This is a genomic window from Novosphingobium sp. BW1 (genome assembly GCF_008107685.1).
Taxonomy (GTDB): domain Bacteria; phylum Pseudomonadota; class Alphaproteobacteria; order Sphingomonadales; family Sphingomonadaceae; genus Novosphingobium.
In genome coordinates this window covers 39381-57247 of sequence record NZ_VIRF01000092.1, presented here as the reverse complement: position 1 = coordinate 57247, position 17867 = coordinate 39381, and the positions used below count along the sequence as shown (strand labels likewise).

General features: G+C 65.4%; 20 protein-coding genes. 8 read left to right on the top strand and 12 right to left on the bottom strand.

What is annotated here, in order from left to right; genetic code table 11:
* Together FMM79_RS19560 and FMM79_RS19555 are read left to right on the top strand one after the other, a co-directional pair.
* Positions 1–1397: pitrilysin family protein (locus FMM79_RS19560; protein ID WP_148629207.1), on the top strand; the 1397-nt coding region annotated here is incomplete at its 5' end.
* A 20-nt stretch (positions 1398–1417) separates the two neighbouring features.
* Positions 1418–1717: a hypothetical protein gene (locus FMM79_RS19555; protein WP_148629206.1), complete on the top strand. Its 300-nt coding sequence runs from the start codon at positions 1418–1420 to the stop codon at positions 1715–1717.
* A gap of 338 nt (positions 1718–2055) precedes the next feature.
* Here the strand turns inward: FMM79_RS19555 and FMM79_RS19550 are convergent, their stop codons facing one another.
* The 7 genes from FMM79_RS19550 to rpsU all read right to left on the bottom strand — a co-directional run bounded on the left by FMM79_RS19550 (position 2056) and on the right by rpsU (position 8473).
* Positions 2056–2454, bottom strand: coding sequence for a VOC family protein (locus FMM79_RS19550; protein WP_148629212.1), 399 nt, complete (start codon positions 2452–2454; stop codon positions 2056–2058).
* An 846-nt stretch (positions 2455–3300) separates the two neighbouring features.
* The gene (gatB, locus tag FMM79_RS19545; protein WP_148629205.1) at positions 3301–4797 is read right to left on the bottom strand and encodes an Asp-tRNA(Asn)/Glu-tRNA(Gln) amidotransferase subunit GatB; all 1497 of its coding nucleotides are present in this window, start codon (positions 4795–4797) and stop codon (positions 3301–3303) included.
* 1 nt (position 4798) lies between these two features.
* Complete coding sequence (gene gatA, locus FMM79_RS19540; protein WP_148629204.1) at positions 4799–6283, bottom strand: Asp-tRNA(Asn)/Glu-tRNA(Gln) amidotransferase subunit GatA; 1485 nt, start codon at positions 6281–6283, stop codon at positions 4799–4801.
* Positions 6284–6389: 106 nt separating this feature from the next.
* Positions 6390–6692 carry an Asp-tRNA(Asn)/Glu-tRNA(Gln) amidotransferase subunit GatC gene (gene gatC / locus FMM79_RS19535; RefSeq protein ID WP_148629203.1) on the bottom strand — a complete coding sequence of 101 codons (303 nt, stop codon included), beginning with the start codon at positions 6690–6692 and terminating at the stop codon, positions 6390–6392.
* Positions 6693–6955: 263 nt separating this feature from the next.
* Complete coding sequence (locus FMM79_RS19530) at positions 6956–7492, bottom strand: FKBP-type peptidyl-prolyl cis-trans isomerase (RefSeq protein WP_148629202.1); 537 nt, start codon at positions 7490–7492, stop codon at positions 6956–6958.
* A 16-nt stretch (positions 7493–7508) separates the two neighbouring features.
* A complete protein-coding gene (locus FMM79_RS19525) occupies positions 7509–8033 on the bottom strand; it encodes an FKBP-type peptidyl-prolyl cis-trans isomerase (RefSeq protein WP_148629201.1) in 525 nt (174 codons plus the stop codon).
* Between the two features lie 233 nt (positions 8034–8266).
* The gene (rpsU, locus tag FMM79_RS19520) at positions 8267–8473 is read right to left on the bottom strand and encodes a 30S ribosomal protein S21 (RefSeq protein ID WP_039391404.1); all 207 of its coding nucleotides are present in this window, start codon (positions 8471–8473) and stop codon (positions 8267–8269) included.
* A 268-nt stretch (positions 8474–8741) separates the two neighbouring features.
* Between rpsU and crcB the strand changes: the two genes are divergently transcribed.
* The 6 genes from crcB to FMM79_RS19490 are packed head-to-tail and all read left to right on the top strand — an operon-like array spanning position 8742 to position 12877.
* Complete coding sequence (gene crcB / locus FMM79_RS19515) at positions 8742–9146, top strand: fluoride efflux transporter CrcB (RefSeq protein ID WP_148629200.1); 405 nt, start codon at positions 8742–8744, stop codon at positions 9144–9146.
* 3 nt (positions 9147–9149) lie between these two features.
* A complete protein-coding gene (locus FMM79_RS19510) occupies positions 9150–10412 on the top strand; it encodes an RluA family pseudouridine synthase (protein ID WP_148629199.1) in 1263 nt (420 codons plus the stop codon).
* Positions 10413–10471: 59 nt separating this feature from the next.
* Positions 10472–11122, top strand: coding sequence for an HAD-IA family hydrolase (locus tag FMM79_RS19505; protein WP_148629198.1), 651 nt, complete (start codon positions 10472–10474; stop codon positions 11120–11122).
* Positions 11119–11370, top strand: a complete 252-nt coding sequence (locus tag FMM79_RS19500; RefSeq protein WP_148629197.1) for a hypothetical protein — start codon at positions 11119–11121, stop codon at positions 11368–11370. The genes FMM79_RS19505 and FMM79_RS19500 overlap by 4 nt, the downstream gene beginning before the upstream one ends.
* 6 nt (positions 11371–11376) lie before the next feature.
* Entirely contained in the window at positions 11377–12081 is a 705-nt protein-coding gene (locus FMM79_RS19495; RefSeq protein WP_148629196.1) for an ATP12 family protein, read from the top strand.
* Between the two features lie 31 nt (positions 12082–12112).
* Positions 12113–12877 carry a hypothetical protein gene (locus tag FMM79_RS19490; protein ID WP_148629195.1) on the top strand — a complete coding sequence of 255 codons (765 nt, stop codon included), beginning with the start codon at positions 12113–12115 and terminating at the stop codon, positions 12875–12877.
* 227 nt (positions 12878–13104) lie between these two features.
* On the opposite strand, the gene FMM79_RS19485 is transcribed toward FMM79_RS19490, so the two are convergent.
* From FMM79_RS19485 to FMM79_RS19465, 5 genes are all read right to left on the bottom strand, one after another.
* Positions 13105–13695 (bottom strand): outer membrane protein, encoded by a 591-nt coding sequence (locus FMM79_RS19485; RefSeq protein ID WP_148629194.1) that lies wholly within the window; start codon positions 13693–13695, stop codon positions 13105–13107.
* Positions 13696–14221: 526 nt separating this feature from the next.
* The gene (locus tag FMM79_RS19480) at positions 14222–14872 is read right to left on the bottom strand and encodes an ABC-type transport auxiliary lipoprotein family protein (protein ID WP_240339318.1); all 651 of its coding nucleotides are present in this window, start codon (positions 14870–14872) and stop codon (positions 14222–14224) included.
* 19 nt (positions 14873–14891) lie between these two features.
* The gene (locus FMM79_RS19475; protein ID WP_148629193.1) at positions 14892–15830 is read right to left on the bottom strand and encodes an MlaD family protein; all 939 of its coding nucleotides are present in this window, start codon (positions 15828–15830) and stop codon (positions 14892–14894) included.
* Between the two features lie 9 nt (positions 15831–15839).
* Positions 15840–16718, bottom strand: a complete 879-nt coding sequence (locus tag FMM79_RS19470; RefSeq protein WP_148629192.1) for an ABC transporter ATP-binding protein — start codon at positions 16716–16718, stop codon at positions 15840–15842.
* On the bottom strand, positions 16715–17827 hold the full coding sequence (locus FMM79_RS19465) for an MlaE family lipid ABC transporter permease subunit (protein ID WP_148629190.1): 1113 nt from the start codon (positions 17825–17827) through the stop codon (positions 16715–16717). The genes FMM79_RS19470 and FMM79_RS19465 overlap by 4 nt, the downstream gene beginning before the upstream one ends.
* Between the last annotated feature and the right edge of the window lie 40 nt (positions 17828–17867).

Below are 17867 nucleotides of genomic sequence, written 5' to 3'. Positions count from 1 at the left end.
GACCCGAACTGGCCCCGGCGCCCGAGCGCGCTGCGCCCCCGCTCGGCACCATCGGCGACCTGGCCTTCCCCGCCCTTGAACACGCCACGCTTTCGAACGGCGTACCCGTCACCCTCGCCCGCCGCACCGCAGTGCCCAAGCTGCAGCTGACCATCGAGTTTGACGCAGGCACTTCGGCCGACGCGCTGGATACGCCCGGCACACAGGCGCTCATGCTCGACATGCTCGATGAGGGCGCGAACGGCCTCGATGCGACCCAGCTTGCCGAAGCGCAGGAGCGCATCGGCGCCTCCATCCAGACAGGCGCGAGCACCGACACCAGCGTGCTCAACCTCGTCGCGCTGAGTGACAACCTCGCCCCCTCGCTCGATCTCGCCGCCGGGATCCTGCTGCACCCGACTTTTGCCCCCGAGGACGTCGCGCGCCTCAAGGCCACGCGCCAGGCGCAGCTCTCGCAGGCGCTCAGCTCGCCCAATTCGCTGGCCCAGCGCACGCTCGGCGCCGCGCTCTACGGCACGCACCCCTACGCCCAGCCCAGCGACGGCCTGGGAGACGCCGCCTCGCTCGCCGCGCTGAGCGCGCAGGACCTGCAAGCCGCGCACGCCAAATGGCTGCGCCCCGATCTTGCCCGCATCACGGTCGTGGGCGATGTGACGATGGCCGAATTGAAGCCCCTGCTTGAACGCGCCTTTGCGGGCTGGACGACGCCCGCTGGACCTGCGCCCGTCAAGCATCTGGACGCGGCCACCCCGCAGGCGCGCGCGCGCATCCTGCTGGTCGACCGGCCCAACTCGCCCCAATCGGTGATCATGGCGGGCCGCGTCCTGCCCATGGACGGCACCGCGAAGAACGGCGAGGCGCTCGACCTGGCCAACGACGTCCTTGGCGGCGGCTTCCTCTCGCGCCTCAACGCCGATATCCGCGAGGACAAGGGCTGGAGCTACGGGGTCTATTCGGGTGTCACGAAGAACGAAGGGCCCCGCACGCTCCTGGTGCGCGCGCCCGTCCAGGCCGACCGCACCGGCGACGCCATCGCCGCGATCCGTACCGACATGGCCGCACTTCCGGGCGAAAAGCCGGTCACAACAGAGGAACTCCAGCGCGTCACCGAAGGCGCGATCCGGGGCCTTCCCAACCAGTTCGAAACCAACGCCGCGGTCGATAACGCCATCCGCACGAACGTGCGCCTCGGCCGCCCCGAGGACTACTACGCGACGCTGGCGCAGACCTACCGCCGCATCGACGCCGATGACATTGGCGCCGCCGCGCAGGCCTATCTGCAACCGGGCGCGCTGACTTTCGTTGTCGTGGGAGACCGCTCCGTGGTCGAGCCCCAGCTCCAGAACCTCGGCCTGCCTGTCGAGGTCCTGCCTGCCCCCACCACGGACAGCGAATAAGCGACAAGGGAGAGAATACGATGTCAGTAGCCGGACGCTACGAATGCACCACGAAGACCCCGCTGGGCACGCAGAAGGGCGTGCTTACCGTCGTGCCCGAAGGTGAGAGCTTCACCGGCACGATCTCGGGCGATCTGGGCGCGATGGACCTTGAGGACGGCACCATCGCGGGCGACACGCTGCGCTGGAAGATGACGATGACCTCCCCGATGAAGATCGAACTCGACTGCAAGGCCACAATCACCGGCGATGACCTGGACGGTACGATCAAGGCCGGCTTCTTCGGCACGATGGACCTGAAGGGCACGCGCATCGGCTAATCCCGCCCCCAGGCCCGGAGATGGCGCGTTTTCCTGTTGCGATGGGCCAATCAGGGCAGAGAGTTAACAGGACAAACCGAAAAGAAGTCCCGTCCGAGGACCATCGACCTCGGGCTCCCCAAACTCGGCCACGCCCGCCCCTGGTCATTCAAGAGCGCGGGCGAAGAGGGGCCGGTAGCGGAATTTCCGCATTTCGACAGAAAGTGCTGTCAGCTGCCTGTCCGCTTTCAGGCAAAGCTATAGCGTGCTCCCATGACCGAGATGGGGTGGAAAGCGGACATTCGCGGGATCGCATGATCGAAGTCCGCTAGTTTAGAAGCAGACCCATGCTGGACCGATCAGGCAGGAAAATGAATTCCGCACAGTTTGTTGCCGTCGGGGTCACGAAAATAGGCCAGTTCGATGGTGCCCATGGAGGCAGTTTCGCGTGGTCCGGGCGGAGCTTCGATCGAGGTTCCGCCAGCGGCAACGGCGGTATCGTGAAGCTGCTTCACCTGCTCGGGCGAGTCGCAGGAAAAGGCGACCGTGCTGCCGTTGGCGACGCTTGCCGGTTCGTCATTGATCGGCTGGCTGACGATGAAGTTGGTTCCGTTGCCGTTATTGTAGATCAGACGGATATGGCCGCTGTCGGCGATGTTCCGCGTCCCTTCCCCTGCACCCAAGGTGCCGAGCACCGTGTCGTAGAAGCGCTTGGATCGCTCAATGTCGTTCGATCCGACCATGGTGTGAAAAAGCACGCATACTCTCCTGAAGGCTGATCGACTTCCGATCGCCATTAGCGGTCTCACCTAACAGGCACGTAACCCGCAGTCACTCCCGGCCCTATAATGTCCGCTATCGGTCGTTAGCAGACCGGCCGCTTTTTCGCGCTCGAGGCTTAGCCCAAGCGGAACAGGTGACCGCATTCGAGCAATGGAATTGAGGTGCTGGACGGCGACAATGAGCGCGTTTAGGCTCAAGAAAATACAGCTGGGTGGCGTTCCAGCCTATCAATGATCCGGGTCACGGAGCCCTCGTCGGCGATTAGTGACGCGCCACTCGCACGCAATTCTTCGAGGATCGCCTATTCCAGAATGCCGAGCCAATCTTCACCATCCCGACCTTCATAGATGTCGAAGAACCGGCGGAACGGCTCGCGGCCGTCCATGTAATCTGAGATCGGGAATGACCGAGCGTTGCGAGCCCATTCATTTGACGAGAGGATTGCTTGAAGCACGTCTTTTACGCGCGCTCGCCTGAATGTGAGGAACGGTGATCTTCATCCAAGCAGTACATACGCCGCACGGAAGGAAACGGACAGTCGGCAAATCGGGACGCTCGGACCATCATCCTATGACCAACTAGGGCGCCAGGCCGAAGGTGGGCACATTGATGTCGAAAGGGCGTACCCTCTCCGATTTCGGGAGCGCGAGGGCGATGGCCCTCGCATTGGCTTTGCCTTCCCGTTCTTCGCAGGGGGTTACGCGTAGCGGCCTTATTCTGGCGCTGGTGGCGACGTCCTGTGGGCGCACATGTGACGGACCAACGAAAAAGCCCCGGCGGATCGCTCCGGCGGGGCTTTTTCATGTGCTGGAAGGGCCAGATCAGCCGAGCTTGGCTTTCAGGATCTCGTTGACGACCTGCGGGTTGCCCTTGCCCTTCATGGCCTTCATCGTCTGGCCGACGAAGAAGCCGAAGAGGGCAACCTTGCCGCCCTTGTACTGCTCGACCTTGTCGGCGTTAGCGGCGAGGACCTTGTCGATCTCGGCCTCGATGGCGCCCGTGTCGGACTCCTGCTTCAGGCCTTCGCGCTCGACGATGGCTTCGGCCTCGTCGCCGGTGTCGAGCATGATTTCAAGGACCTGCTTGGCCGCGGAGCCGGAAATCGTGCCTTTGGCGATGAGCGCCAGGAGATCGCCGCCCTTTTCAGGGGTTACAGGCGATTCCTCAAGGCTGGTGCCCAGCTTGTTGAGCGCGCCGAACAGCTCGGAGATCAGCCAGTTGGCCGCCTGCTTGGAGACCTCGGCCGGCGCCTTGCCCGAAGCCTTGGCGGTCTCGGCCAGCAGGCGCTCGAACCACCGGGCGGTGTCGACGTCGGCGGTCAGCACCTGTGCGTTGTAGGCCGAGAGGCCCAGTTCGGTCTCGTAGCGCGCCTTCTTCGCATCGGGCAGCTCGGGAAGCGAGTTGCGGCAATCCTCGAGGAAGTCGTCCTCCAGGATCAGCGGCAGCAGGTCGGGATCGGGGAAGTAGCGGTAATCGTGCGCGTCTTCCTTCGAACGCATCGAACGGGTCGAGCCGGTGTTGGGATCGAACAGGCGCGTTTCCTGCACAATCTTGCCGCCCGCTTCCAGCACGTCGACCTGGCGCATCGCCTCGTGCTCGATCGCCTGCATGACGAAGCGCACCGAGTTGACGTTCTTGGTCTCGGTACGGGTGCCCAGTTCCTCGCCCGGCTTGCGCACCGAGACGTTGACGTCCGCGCGCATCGAGCCCTGGTCCATGTTGCCATCGCACGAGCCGACGTAGCGCAGGATCGTACGCAGCTTCGAGAGGTACGCGCCCGCCTCGGCCGGCGAGGTCATGTCCGGACGACTGACGATTTCCATCAGCGCCACGCCCACGCGGTTGAGGTCAACATAGGACATCGTCGGGTGCTGATCGTGCATCAGCTTGCCCGCGTCCTGCTCGACGTGGATGCGCTCGATGCCGATGACCTTGTCTTCGGGGATCCCGGCCTTCTCGTCGGCCTCGATGACCAGCTCGCCCTCACCCACGATCGGGTGGTAGAGCTGACTGATCTGGTAGCCTTGCGGAAGGTCGGCGTAGAAGTAGTTCTTGCGGTCGAAGCGCGAGTATTTGTTGATCTGCGCGTTGATCGCCATGCCGGTGCGCACCGCCTGGCGGATGCACTCCTTGTTGGGCACGGGCAGCATGCCGGGCATGGCCGCGTCGATCAGCGCGACCTGCGTGTTGGGCTCGGCGCCAAACTCGGTCGCCGCGCCCGAGAACAGCTTGGCCTGCGAGGAGACCTGCGCATGGACTTCGAGGCCGATCACGACCTCCCACTCGCCCGTTGCGCCCTGAATGCGATAGGTGCTCATATTACCACCACTTCTCCGGCTTGGCCGTAAACTGTGCGCGCGCCTCAAGCGCGAGACCGGCGTTGAGTACGCCCTGTTCATCGAAGGACTTGCCGATGATCTGAAGACCCAGTGGCAGACCGTCCTTCGAGAGCCCCGCGGGCACCGACATGGCCGGAAGGCCCGCGAGGCTGGCGGGGACCGAAAACACGTCGTTGAGGTACATCGAAAGCGGATCGTCGACGTTCTCACCCAGCGCAAAGGCCGGCGTCGGGGTCGTCGGCGCAAGGATCACGTCGCATTCCTCGAAGGCCTTCTGGAAGTCCTGCGAAATGAGCGTGCGAACCTTCTGGGCCTGCGTGTAATAGGCATCGTAAAAGCCCGCCGACAGCACGTAGGTGCCGATCAGGATGCGGCGCTTGACCTCCTCGCCGAAACCGGCGGCGCGGGTGGCCGCGTACATGTCCTGAAGGTTCGCGCCTTCGGGAAGGTCGCGCAGGCCGTAACGCACGCCGTCATAGCGCGCGAGGTTCGAGGAGGCCTCGGCCGGCGCGATGATGTAGTAGGTGGGCAGCGCGTACTTTGTGTGCGGCAGCGAGATGTCGATCACCTTCGCGCCCGCGTCCTTGAGCCAAGCCACGCCCTGATCCCACAGCGCGACGATTTCCGCGTCCATGCCGTCCATGCGGTATTCGCGCGGAATGCCCACGGTCTTGCCCGAAAGGTCGGCCGAGAGGAGCTCCTCCCAGTTGGGGACGGGCAGATCGAGGCTGGTCGCGTCCTTGGGATCGAACCCGGCCATGGCTTCGAGCATGATCGCACAGTCGCGCGTGTCCTTGGCCATGGGGCCCGCCTGATCGAGCGAGCTGGCAAAGGCCACCACGCCCCAGCGCGAGCAGCGCCCGTAGGTTGGCTTGATGCCGGTGGTGCCGGTGAAGGCGGCGGGCTGCCGGATCGAACCGCCGGTGTCGGTGCCGGTCGCCGCCGGAGCGAGACGCGCCGCCACAGCCGCCGACGAACCGCCCGAGGAGCCGCCCGGTGCCAGCTGCGCGTTCGAGCCCTGCTTGCGCCAAGGTGAGATCACGTTTCCGAAGTAGCTGGTCTCGTTCGAGGAGCCCATCGCGAACTGATCGAGGTTGAGCTTGCCCAGCATGCCAGCGCCCGCGTTCCACAGGTTCTGCGACACGGTCGATTCGTACTGCGGCTTGAAACCTTCGAGGATGTGGCTGGCCGCCGTCGTCTGCACGTCGAAGGTCGCAAAGAGGTCCTTCATGCCGATGGGCACGCCGCCCATCTTGCCCAGGTCCTCGCCCTTCGCGCGCTTCGCGTCGGTGGCCTGCGCGGCTTCGAGCGCCTTTTCGGGGGTGGCGACGATGAAGGCGTTCAGGGCCTCCTGCGCGGCCGCGACGTTGGCGTTGAACGCCTCGGCCACTTCCACGGCGGTGAAGTCACCGGCTTTCACGCCGTCGCGGATCTGTGCGACGCCAAGTTCTGTAAGATCGGTCATTGGTTCTCACCTGTCGCCCGGGCGCGAGTGCGCGCCGCAGGGCAGATAGCAAGCGGGCTTCCCGCCTGTGCGGGAAGGACGAAAGGTTGCGTGGATGCCCGCCAGGTCACTCAATGACCTTGGGCACACCGAAGAAGCCGTGCTCGGCCACTGGCGCATTAGCGAGGACTTCCTCGCGCTTGCCGCCACCGGTCAGCGGATCGGCATCGACCACGTCCTCACGCAGGCGCAGCGTGTTGGGGATCACCGCGGTCATCGGCTCGACATTCGAGGTATCGACCTCGCCGAGTTGCTCGACCCAGTTGAGGATCCCGTTGAGCTCGGGCACCATCGCCTCCAGCTCACCCTCGGTCACCTTGATGCGGGCAAGGCTCGCGATCTTCGCAACGGTTGCGGTATCGACCGACATGACGTTCCTTTTTTAAAGGTTGTTCTCTTCACGGCGGCGAACAGGCGCCGCGCATCAGGCCAAAGCCGCTAGCACCGGCGGCCCCGCGCTTCAAGCGGGAGAGGGGCAGGCCTGGAACAGGGGTCAGAAGTCAAAGGAATGTTTCCGAGCGCCATCGCCCTCGGGCTCCCCAAGCCAGCGACCTCAAGGCTCTTATTTCACGCTGGCTAAGAACGGTGAGGCAGACAGTTTGGAGGTCAAGGGGCGATGGCCCCTTGGATCTTTCATTTCTTCGGCTCGTCCTTGGATTTTCCCTGCGCGGCCTCGATGCGCGCCTTGGCGGCGGCTTCCTGCTGCGCGCGGATTTTGGCCATCATCAGCTGGATGTCGTGGGGGGTCTTGTAGTCGATCAGGTCGACTTCAAAGACGAGCTCGGAATTGGGGGGGATCGGGCCGGACTGGCGGGCACCGTAGCCCAGTTCGGGCGGGATGGTCAGGCGGTAGCGCCCGCCGCGCTTCATCTGCATGAGCCCCTGGGCAAAGCCGGGGACGACGCCGTTGAGGTCCATCGGCACGCGCTCGTTCGCATCGAACACGGTGCCATCGGTCAACATGCCCTTGTAGTTGACGAGCACGAAGGAGCCGGCAGGCGGCGGATCACCCTTGCCTTCCTGGAGCGTCTCGACGACGACTTCGGGTTCGGCCTCCTCCGGGGGAACCGCGGTGGTTGCGGCCTCCCGGGCCTGCACCGCAGCGGGGCCTGCCGGAACGAACAAGACCGCCGCGGCCAGGGCGGCCACAGCGGTCGTGATGCTTTTCATCGCGGGAAGCTCCGAATTACTCGGACGGAGCCTCGGGTGCGCCCGGAGCGCCGCCCTGCATCTGCTGCATCTGCATCATCTGCTGCATCATGCGCTGCTGCTGTTCGATTTCGGCCTTGCTGCGGAAGTCGAGCAGCTCGATTTCGAAGGTCAGGTCGGTGTTGGGTGCGATTTCGCCCTGCCCCTTATCGCCATAGGCAAGCTCGGAAGGGATATCGACGGTGTACTTCCCGCCCGCCTGCATCTTCTGCAACGCGGTTGAAAAGCCCGGGATCACCCCGTCCAGCTCCATGGGAACCTGCTTGGCTTCATCGAAGACCTTGCCGTCGGGAAGCGTGCCCTTGTAGTTGATGAGAACCATGTCCTCGGTCGTCGGCGAGGGGCCGTGGCCTTCGGTCAGAGTCTTGACGTGAACCTGCGCGGGCATCGCGGCATAGGCGACGCTGGCACCAGCCAGCGCGAGAGCAAGCGCGCCCACCCAGATCTTCGACAGGGAGCCCTTCTTGACGGGCTGGAGCGGGACGCGGGTGATCTCAGTCATCGTATCGTGTGGCCTCGTGACGAATGCGTGCCGCAGACTCGGCACGTGTGCGCAGATAGCGCCCCCAAGCCTCTGCGCAAAGCCACCTTTTTCAAGGGTTGCCAGATGCACCAAGGGCGCGAACCGGTTACGGTCGCGCCCTCATGGCTCAAGCGGCCCCGGCATTCAAGCCCGACGCCGTTATCGAGGTGCCCGAACGCGCACCAACAGGTGCACGTTCGGCAAACGTCGCCTTACTTGACGCCGTCACGCTCCATGCGCTTGCGCTCCAGCTTGCGGGCGCGACGCACGGCAGCGGCCTTTTCGCGGGCGCGCTTTTCCGACGGCTTCTCGAAGTGGCGACGCAGCTTCATTTCGCGGTAGACGCCTTCACGCTGCAGCTTCTTCTTGAGCGCACGAAGGGCCTGGTCAACATTGTTGTCGCGAACCATGATCTGCATAAAACTACCACACCTCAAAAATACGAACGAAGCCCGCCCCACACCTCCTACATGGCGAGACGGACCGCGAATCAAATGGAACCAAAAGCGCCGAATCCCGCTAAAGGTCCGACTGGGTTGGTCGCGCCAATATCAAAGTGACACACCAAAGACAACCGCAAAGACTCCCCAAAAGCCGCGAAACCGCCAAGAACCGGGCTTTAGCCACCCCCGAAGCGGCGCAAGCAGCGATTGGAAATTGCGCGAATCGCGGGTAAGGCGGGCCTCTATGCCCCAACCCTCCTTCCTTGCCGCCTCGCTTTACGTGGCGCTGGGCGGCGGAACCGGCGCCTGGCTGCGGTTTCTTGTCGGCCGCGCCTGGACCGCTGCGCTCGGCCCCGCGCGCGCGGGAGTCTTCCCGTATGGCACGCTCACCGTGAATGTGCTGGGCTCCCTCTTCATGGGACTCCTCATCGGCGCACTTGCACGCTATGGGAGCCACGGCGAAGGCACCCGGCTGTTTCTCGCAGTCGGCCTGCTCGGGGGGTTCACCACCTTCTCCTCGTTCAGCCTCGACTTCATCACCATCCTCGAACGCGGGCAACCTGCCCTTGCCGCGTTCTATGTCGGCGCCTCGCTTCTCGCAGGGTTCGCCGGATTGTTTCTGGGCCTCCTTATCATGCGGAGCATCTAATTCATGGCCGGTAACGACGACATCGTCCGCCAGTTCACCGTCGGCCACGACGACGAGGGCGTACGCCTCGACCGCTGGTTCAAGCGCCACCTGCCCAAGGTCGGCTTCGCAATGGTCTCGCGCTGGGCGCGCACCGGCCAGATCCGCGTCGACGGCAAGCGCGCGGACGTGGACACGCGCCTTTCCGCAGGCCAGGTCCTGCGCGTGCCGCCGGGCGGCGAAGCCAAGCCGGGCGGCAAGGCGCCGCGTCCCAAGCGCGAGCTGAGCGAGGAGGAACTTGAACTCGCCGACCAGATGGTGCTGACGCAGGACCGCGCCGCCATCGTCCTCAACAAGCCTCCGGGCCTGGCCACGCAGGGCGGTTCGGGCATGAAGCAGCACGTCGATGGCCTGCTCGACGCCTATGCCCCCGACGGCCCGCGCCCGCGTCTTGTCCACCGTCTCGACAAGGACACCTCGGGCGTCCTGCTGATCGCGCGCACGCCGGGCAGCGCGGCCTACTTCTCCAAGCGCTTTTCGGGGCGCACCGCCAAGAAGATCTACTGGGCGCTGGTCATGGGTGTGCCCAACATCGACGATGGCATGATCGAACTGCCGCTCGCCAAGCAGCCGGGCACGGGCGGTGAGAAGATGCATGTCGATGAAGAGAACGGCCAGAGCGCGCGTACCCGCTTCCGCGTGCTCGACCGCGCGGGCAACCGCGCCGCCTGGGTCGAACTGCACCCGCTCACGGGCCGCACCCACCAGCTGCGCGTCCACATGGCCGCGATCGGCCACCCGATCGTGGGCGATGGCAAGTACGGCGGGCAGGACGCGTTTCTGTCCGGCACGATCAGCCGCAAGATGCACCTGCACGCGCGCCGCCTCATCATCGAGCACCCCGATGGCGCCCCGCTTGACGTGACCGCGCCGCTGCCCGAGCACTTCGCCAATTCCATGGAGAATCTCGGCTTCGACGAGGCGGACGGTGCCGAGCTGCCCCCCGGCCCCGCGCCCTTCACCAAGGACGATGAAAAGCGCGCGGCCAAGCAGCATTCCAAGCAGATCCGCAAGGAACGCCGGGGCGAGCGCCGCACCCGCACCACCGGTCGTTCGGACGAAGGCGCCCGGCCCCCGCGCGCGGGCGGCGGCAAGGGTAAGGTGCCGGGCAAGGGTCTCGCCAAGGCCGGTCACAAGGGCCCTCCGGGCACCCGCGTACCCAAGAAGTCCGGGCCCAAGAAGGGCAAGGGCAGCCCCATCCCCAAGGGCAAGGCGCCCAAGCGCTGAGGTCCAGGTGCTGAGGCCCCACGTGCCGACGCCCAAGTGCTGAGAAAGGAAACGCGCCGATGAAGCTGGCGGTCTTCGATTGCGACGGCACCCTGATCGACGGGCAGGCCGCGATCTGCGAGGCGATGGAGGCCACCTTCGTCGCGCATGATCTGAAAGCGCCGCCGCGCGCCACGATCCGCCGCGCGGTCGGCCTTTCACTGCCCCAGGCGATGCGCGCGCTGCTCCCTGAAAGCGACGGCGCGCAGCAGCACACCATGGCCGAGACCTACAAGCAGGCCTTCCGCCAGGCCCGCACCGAGGGCCGCGTCTCGCAGCCGCTCTTCGAGGGTATCCGCGAGACGCTCGAGGCCTTGAAGGACGCCGGTTGGACGCTCGCAATCGCGACCGGCATGTCGGACCGGGGGCTTGCCCATTGCCTTGCTGGCAACGGCATTGCCGAGCTCTTTGTCAGCCTCCAGACCGCCGACCGCCACCCCTCCAAGCCGCACCCTGCAATGCTGGAGGAGGCCATGTTCGAGGCGGGCGCCAACGCCGAACAGACCGTGATGATCGGCGACACCGCCTACGACATGGAGATGGCGAAAGCGGCCTGGGTGCGCGGCGTGGGCGTCGACTGGGGCTACCACCAGCCCGATGAGCTGATGAAGGCGGGCGCGGAATTTGTCGCCGACACGCCGGACAAGCTGCGCGCGCACTTGCTGGCATGAGCACACCCTCCCCCTCTGGCGAACCCGATCCCGCCGCGCGGCGCTTCTTCGTCATCCAGGGCGTGCGCCTTCTGGGCGTTGTCTGCGTGGTCGTGGGCATCCTCATTGCCAAGGGCGGGCTCTTTGCCCCCGCCCCGCCGGCGCTGGGCTATGTCCTTGTCGCCAATGGCCTTCTCGACCTCTTCCTCATCCCCGCCCTCCTCGCCCGTAAGTGGCGCAGCCGACCGGGCGACCAACCAGAGAGCTGAAGTTTCGTGAAACGTTTCTACAAGGAAGTGACCGCCACCCCGCTTGAGGACGGCTCGGGCTGGTGCGTGCGTCTCGATGGCCGCGCGATCAAGACAGCAGGCGGCCGCCCGCAAATCGTACCGAGCCAGGCGCTGGCCGAGGAACTCGCCGCCGAGTGGGCCGCGCAAGGTGAGGAAATCGACACCGCGCGCTTCGTCACCCGCGACCTTGTCGACTTCGCGCTCGACGCCGTGGCGCCCCAGCGCGAGACCGCGCTCACAGAGCTGCTGCCCTACGCCGAGACCGACACGCTGTGTTACCGCGCCGATCCCGACGAAGCGCTCTACAAGCGCCAGCTGGAGGTGTGGGAGCCGCTCCTGACCGCCATGGAAACGCGCCTTGATGTGCGCTTCATCCGCATCTCAGGCATCATTCACCGCCCGCACCCGGAGGAAACGCTGGTGCGGATCGCCGAGGAACTGGCGCGCCACGATGCCTTCACCCTCGCCGCGCTCAAGATGATGGCAAGCCTTGCCGCCTCGCTCATCATCGCGCTCGCCGCGCTGGAGGAGGGCGCCGATGCCGCCGCGCTGTGGCAGGCGGCGAACCTGGAAGAAGACTGGCAAGTGGAACTGTGGGGCGAGGACGCCGAGGCGGCCGAGAACCGCGCCGCGCGCCTTGCCGCCTTCGAACTTGCCATGCGCGTCGCCAGGCTCGCAAAGGCGCACTGATCGCGCGGCCCTGTCCGCCTGCCCGGCGCGCATGAAGATCGTCTTCAGCCGCAAGGGGTTCGACACTACGGCAGGCGGGGTCCCCTCGCCCATCGTGGGCAGTACGCCCGTCTCGCTTCCCATCCCGACGCCGGGGCGCTCGGCCACGACCTACGCCCGGCGCGGGCTGAGCGCTCTGGTCGAGGAGGTAACGCGCGGGCGCATTGCCGCCGACGCGCTGTGCCATGACGACCCGATGTTCGGCCTCTCGCCGGATGGCGAGGCGCTGTGCTGGTTCGGCCAGTTTGGCGCCGCGCAGGGACATCTCGCCCGGCACGGCGTGGGAGTGGGTGACCATTTCCTCTTCTTCGGCCTCTTCGCCGACCCGGAGACGGGCGAGCGCCACCACCGCATCTTTGCCCATATGAAGGTGCGCATGGCAGGTGCGCCTGAGGACCTGCGCGCCCACCCCGACTGGTCCGAACCGCCACGTCCCCATCCCCACGAGATCGGGGAATGGAGCGCCAACAATACCTTGTGGATCGGACCTGGCGCCTGCGCGAATACCGCCGCCCCGGCCCTGCGCCTGACCGTGCCGGGCGGCCCGCTCAACCTGTGGGACGTGCCGCCCTGGCTCAAACGCCGCGGCCTTACCTACCACGAACGGCCCGAACGCTGGAAACGCGCCCGTGCCCAGCACGGCCCCCGCCTCGATTCTGCAAAGCGCGGGCAGGAATTCATCTGCGACATCGGCCGCGCCCAGGCCCCGCGCGCATGGCTGGCCGACATCGTGGCGCGGATCGAAGGGCAAGGCTGAAAAGCAACGCAGTCAGGAAAAAGTCCGAGCGCCATCGCCCTCAGGCTCCCCGAATTGTCGACCTCAGGGCTTTCGCACACCGCAGGCTGAGAAAGGCAAGGTTGCCCGCTTTGGGATCAAGGGGCGATGGCCCCTTGAAGCTTTCCTTTCTTCCCTCTCCCCGACATGAAAAAAGCCCGCCCCGGTCGAAACCGGAGCGGGCCCTCTTCTTGAGCCTGCAAGAAGGATCAGAACTTGGTGCCGACAGCCAGCACGCCCTGGTGGCGGCTGAAGTCCGAACCGTAGTTCGAGTAGCGGTATTCCGCCTTGATGAAGAGATTGCTGGTCACGTCGTACTCATAGCCCGCGCCGAGGCGGAAGCCGTTGAGCGTCTCGTGCGCGCCAGCGTCGCTGAAGCCACCGATCGCGTCGAGAAGGGCATCAGCCGTCTCGCCCTTGTAGCTCAGACCGACGCGGGTGTTGGTGTAACCGCCCAGCACGTAAAGCTTGTTGCGCGCGCCGATCTGGGTGCCGAGGCGAACGACGGCGGCCAGATCGCGGCGTGCCTCAAGGCACAGACGGTCGTTGGCTTCGAACATGTCATGCGCGCACTCACGGGCCGAGCTGTCGCCGTAGCTGCCCTGCACACCGATGAACATGCCGTTCGAAAGGTCGTAATCGTAACCGGCCGACACACCGTACTGAATGCCCGCCTCGGATTCGCCGCCCTGCTGCGCCACGTCGAGACCACCTTCGATCTGCACGAACGCCTGGGCGTTGGCAGCAGCGGGAAAGGCGAACAGTGCAGCACTGGCAGCGAGAAGAGCAATCTTCTTCATTGTAAACTCCTGAAAATCTGCCCTTATCTGGTCACGTGGCCAGCGGGCCGCTGCCACATACGCCTCGATCTCCCCGGCGCAATACCCAAGCTCCCCTTCCGCCCGGTCGCCCCTGTAAACTGTGTCCCTGGAATCACACCCCGACTTGTGGACACATGTGCGCGCAGCGCAGCTTTCCGCCCAAAATGCGGCCCACGCCAATTTTACCCCGAGCGGCTGTCATTTTTTTGTCATGCCGGGTCTTTAATTCGCAGAATGAACTCCCATGTCTTTGATATTGCGGAACTTCCTGTTTACAATTCTGCAACCCAGCGAATCACCCATCCCCCCCACATCATCGGTTTTGCGTGATTTGGCTCCATCGAGTCGGCTTGCAGCGCCTGCATGCGCATATGCAACCTGACGACTGGGAAGCACTTCAGACACGCCGCGAGCCGCTAAGCGTCCGCCAAAAACGACAAGGGCCCCGCTCCTTTCGAAGCGGGGCCCCTGCCTTATCCTGCGCGAACGATCGTCGCGGCGGCGATCAGCCTTCCTTGACCCAGGCGGCGACTTCGCCCGCGACCTGGTTGGCCGCGCGGTTGAGCGCGGGGCCCACGGCCTCGGCCTCGGGCGCGATGCCGGGTACGACCGCCTCGAAGCGCCGGCGCTCCAGGTCCTCGTTGCCGCGCTGCCAGCGCACGGCGTCGTAGCGCACGACAACCGAACTGGTCTGCACGTCATAACCCATGTCCCGCAGACGTCCGCCAATGAAGGTCTTCCCCTTCACTTCGTAGTCCGCGCCTTCCAGTACCATCTGGTCGGTGTCGGCACGGATCGTTTCAGCAAGAAGCGCGCGAAACAGGCGTGTGGGCTTCTCGATCCAGCCCGCACCCTTGAGGTAGGCGAGATTGGCCGGGTCGATCTGCACGGGCACGCGCAGCGCTTCGAGGCTGCGCTCGGTCTCAGGTTCGAGCACGACGATCGCATCGGAGAGCTTGCCGCGCGAGACCGAGCCTGCGGGCGCGGTGTGCTCGGGGGTCAGGCGGATCAGCGTGTCGGGCACATCGGGCGCAAAGCTGACACAGCCCGCCAGCGCGAGGCTTGCCGTGGCGACGGCCCCGCCGAGTCGCCCGCGCCCGAAAGCCAGCGCGCGCGCGGGGGAGGATATCCAGGAGTGGCTCTTCATCGTCATCATCGTTTCGTCCTTGCCTGGCTCAGGGCTTGTAGTCGGGCAGTTTCTGGCCCTTGAGCAGGGCACCGGCCCCCTGTTCCTCGACTGTTTCGGTCACGTTGCGCAGTGCCCGGCTGGTGGCACGAAGGTCGCGGATCGCGGATTCGGCGGCGGGCAGCGTGCTTTGCGAGACCTGATCCAGCGCGGGCTGCGCATGGGCCATCGTCTCGTTCAACTGATCCATCGATTCCTGCGCGGACTTCAAGGTCTTGCGCATCTGCTCGGCAAGCGAGGTGCCCTTCGAGCCGAGCAGGTCATCGGTCTTGTTGGCCACGCCCTCGAAGGCGGCCAGCGTCTTGGTCGCCTGGTCGAGCGTACCTTGCAATTCGGCCATGGCGCCGCGCATCTGCGGCGTCGCTTGCGAAAGATCGCGGGTCATCTTCTCGGTGTTGGCGAGAATGCCCGTGATCGAGCGGCGGTTGTCGGCCGACATCAGCTGGTTGAGGTTCTCGGTCAGCGTCGCGAGGCGCTCCATCAGGAGCGGCGCGTTGGCCAGCACCTCGGAGAAGCCGCCGCGCTTGGTCGGGATGACCGGCACGCCTTCAGGGCCGGGTTCCTCCAGCAGCGGGGCGCCCTTGACCGCGCCTTCGAGCTGGATGTCCGAGACGCCCGTAAAGCTGCCCTGGATCGTGGCGGTGGTGCCCACAGTGATCGGCACCCGCTCGTTCACCTTGACGCGCACGCGCACGAAGCTGGGGTCCTTGGGCCACAGCTCGATCTGCGAGATCTGGCCCACCGGCACGCCCGAGAAGTTCACCTCCGAGCCCAGCGCCAGCCCGTCGACCGACTGGGTGAAGAAGATGTCGTACTGCTGCTGGTTGCCCTCGTTGAGGCGTGCCAGCCAGACGACGAAGCCTGCGGCGAGCGCCAGCAGGATGAGGGTGACGGCCCCGACCCAGACGTGATTGGCTTTGGTTTCCATGGTTGTGCCTTATGCCCCCGCTTCTCGGGTTGTGTCACTCCCGCCCGTGTCCGCGCCTTCAGGCGCGTCCTCGACGGCGGCGTCGATCCGGGGGTCCTCCTTACCCGCCAGCGCGGCGCGCCCGCGCGGGCCATTGAAGTATTCCTGGATCCAGGGATGGTCGAGCGCGAGGAGCTCGGGGATCGTGCCCACCGCGATCACCTTCCTGTCGGCCAGAACCGCCACGCGGTCGCAGATCGCGTAGAGGGTGTCGAGGTCGTGGGTGATGAGGAAGACGGTGAGCCCCAGCGTTTCCTTCAGCTCGCGCGTGAGATTGTCGAAAGCCGCCGCGCCGATGGGGTCGAGCCCTGCGGTCGGCTCGTCGAGGAAGAGCAGTTCGGGATCGAGCGCGAGCGCGCGGGCCAGACCTGCACGCTTCTTCATGCCGCCCGAAAGCTCACTCGGGAATTTGAAGGCGGCCTCGTCGGGAAGGCCCGACAGGCGCACCTTGAAGCGCGCGATCTCTTCGCGCAGGTGATCGGAAATCTCGGGGTAGAACTGCTTGAGCGGCACTTCCACGTTCTCCCCCACGGTGAGCGTGGAGAACAGCGCGCCGCCCTGGAACAGCACGCCCCAGCGCGAGCGGATGTCGATGTCGTCCTCAACGCCGCCTGCCATCATGTCATGGCCCAGCACCTCGACTTCGCCGGCAGACGGCTGCTGCAACCCGATGATTGAGCGCATCAGCACCGACTTTCCGGTGCCCGAGCCGCCGACCACGCCCAGCACTTCGCCCCGGCGGACCTTGAGGTCCAGCTCCTCGTGGATGACGTGCTCGCCAAAGGCATTGGTGAGGCCACGCACCTCGATCGGGTAGTCGCCCGTATAATCGTCGGTAAGATCGGTCATTTCCAGCCGAGCTCCGTGAAGAATACGGCGTAGAAGGCGTCGAGCACGATCACGGTGAAGATCGCCGTGACCACGGCTTGCGTTGTGCGCGTGCCCACTTCCTCGGCGTTGCCCGAGACGCGCATGCCCTGATAGCAGCCCGCAAGCGCCACGATCAGCGCGAAGACCGGGGCCTTGATAAAGCCGATCCAGACGTCGGTCAGCGGCACCACTTCCTGGGTACGGCGCAGGAACGCAAAGAAGGGAATGTCGAGCGCGAAGTTCGAAATGAACGCGCCCCCGATGATCGAGCAGATCGCGGCGTAGAAGCCAAGGAGCGGCATCATGATCATCGCGGCGAGCACGCGCGGCAGGACCAGCGCCTCCATCGGCGAGACGCCAATGGTACGCATCGCGTCAACTTCCTCGGTCAGCTTCATCGTGCCGATCTGCGCGGCAAAGGCCGAACCCGAGCGCCCCGCGACCATGATCGCGGTCATCAGCACGCCAAGCTCGCGCATGGAAAGGCGGCCCGTCAGGTTGATGGTGTAGAATTCCGCGCCGAACTGGGCGAGCTGGACCGCGCCCTGCTGAGCGATGACGATGCCGATGAGAAAGCTCATCAGGCCCACGATCCACAGCGCATTGACGCCCACGTGCTGCATGTGATGGACCAGCGCCTTGCCCCGAAAGCGGGAGGGATGCGCGATGGTGGTGCCAAAGGCGCAGATCAGTTCGCCCAGGAACCCGACCGTCTGCCCAAAGCCGCGGCCCCAGCCGCTGACCAGCAGCCCCAGTTCGCCTACGCTGCGCCGCAGGAAGGACAACTGCTCGGGCTTGGCATCGGGATCGTCGACATCGCCGATCGCCGCGAACAGGCGCTTGGCGCGGTCGCTCGCCCCGGCGATCTCTATCCCGCGTTCGTGCGCGAAGTCGAGCGCCAGCCAGGCGCCGGTGGTGTCGATGTCGGTAAGGCCCGAAATATCGAGGCGCGAATAGGTGCCGTCGAGTTCCCTGAGGCGCTTTTCCAGATCGCCGATGGCGTGGACGCGCAGGGATCCGCTCAACGCCAGTACCGGCGCCTTGCCCCCGTCGCTCTCCGACACCGTGAAATCAGCCCATTGTCGCATGTTGTCTCGTGTGCGCCCGTAATGGGGGAGAACACCCTCC